A 1,494-nucleotide genomic window follows, 5' to 3' on the forward strand; every position below is an offset into this window, starting at 1 on the left:
TTTCTGCCAATTCCTGTATAGTCGGCTGCTTCCTCGATGGATAATGCAATCTTTCTTTCCGTCATCTTGTCACCTCCTATTAAATTGCATTATGCAATTTTTGTTGTGCTGTTAGTATAGCGGTTTTATATTGCGTTGTCAAGCGTTATGAAATTTTAAAATTAATCATTAGATTGCATATTGCAATTACGTGAGGTACATGCTATAATTCATACATACCGAAAAAGGAGGCAATCAGCATGAAAGATAAAGAATTACGCAAGCTGATAGGCAGCAGGGCAAAACAGCGTCGTCTGGAATTAAATCTGACACAGCCTTATGTTGCAGAGAAGATGGGAGTTACAGCTTCCACAATCCTGCGTTATGAGAATGGTTCGATTGACAATACCAAAAAGATGGTGCTGGAAGGTCTTTCGGAAGCACTTCATGTATCTATTGAATGGCTCAGAGGTGAAACCGATGAATACGAAACCGATATTACGGATAAGAAAGAATTACAGATTCGTGATGCAATGGGCGATATTCTCAAACAGCTACCTCTCGACCTTAGTAAAAAGGAAGATGCTTTTTCAAAAGATTTACTGCTGTTAATGTTAAAGCAATATAACCTGTTTCTGGAATCATTCCAGTTTGCCTGCAAGAATTACAAGGGCAGCACGAATGAATCTGATATTGCAAAAGTAATGGGGTTTGAATCGAATGATGAATATAACGAGATTATGTTTCTCCGGGAGATCACCCATACTGTTAATGCCTTTAATGACATGGCAGATATTGTAAGGCTCTATTCCAAGAAACCGGAAATGGCAGAACAAAGGCTTGAAAATCTTTTATCAGAAGTTTTGTATGAAGATTCCGATTCGGTATAGAACGACAACCGGAGTTATGATATACTTACACGCAAGAAGCATTTCATCAGTTCCGATTGTCTGATATCGAAAGGAGACACACGATTATGGCAAAAGGATCTGTAAGAAAAAAAGGAAAGAAATGGTACTACCGCTTCTATGTAGAAGATGCAAGCGGCAATCTAGTTCAGAAAGAATACGCTGGAACAGAAAGCAAAAGTGAAACGGAAAAACTGCTCCGTCAGGCAATGGACGATTACGAAAGCAAAAAATTCATTGCAAAGTCGGAAAATATTACAGTTGGAGAATTACTTGATATATGGGCAGAGGAAGAATTAAAGACCGGTACTCTCAGTAATGGGACAGTCCAGAATTACCTCGGTGCAATTACCAACATCAAGAAGCATCCAATTTCAGAGAGAAAGTTGAAAAATGTAACATCTGAGCATTTACAAGCCTTCTTCGATCTGCTTTCCTTTGGTGGCACTTATCCAGATGGTTCAGAAAGAAAAGGTTATAGCAAAGATTACATTCGTTCTTTCTCGGCAGTATTACAGCAGTCATTCCGGTTTGCAGTATCACCAAAGCAATATATCACTTTCAATCCGATGCAGTATATTAAGCTGAAATACCAGACGGATGAGGT

The 1,494-nt window shown here is 38.8% G+C and carries 1 protein-coding gene and 2 pseudogenes; 2 read left to right on the forward strand and 1 reads right to left on the reverse strand.

What is annotated here, in order from left to right:
- Positions 1 to 65: pseudogene (locus WMO43_RS14040) on the reverse strand (MerR family transcriptional regulator); the annotation flags it as partial.
- A gap of 174 nt (positions 66 to 239) precedes the next feature.
- Between WMO43_RS14040 and WMO43_RS14045 the strand changes: the two are divergent.
- Both WMO43_RS14045 and WMO43_RS14050 read left to right on the forward strand, forming a co-directional pair.
- Positions 240 to 869 carry a helix-turn-helix domain-containing protein gene (locus WMO43_RS14045; RefSeq protein ID WP_015520978.1) on the forward strand — a complete coding sequence of 210 codons (630 nt, stop codon included), beginning with the start codon at positions 240 to 242 and terminating at the stop codon, positions 867 to 869.
- An 86-nt stretch (positions 870 to 955) separates the two neighbouring features.
- Positions 956 to 1,494: pseudogene (locus WMO43_RS14050) on the forward strand (site-specific integrase); the annotation flags it as partial.

This window comes from Maccoyibacter intestinihominis, assembly GCF_040096355.1.
GTDB classification, from domain to species: domain Bacteria; phylum Bacillota; class Clostridia; order Lachnospirales; family Lachnospiraceae; genus Maccoyibacter; species Maccoyibacter intestinihominis.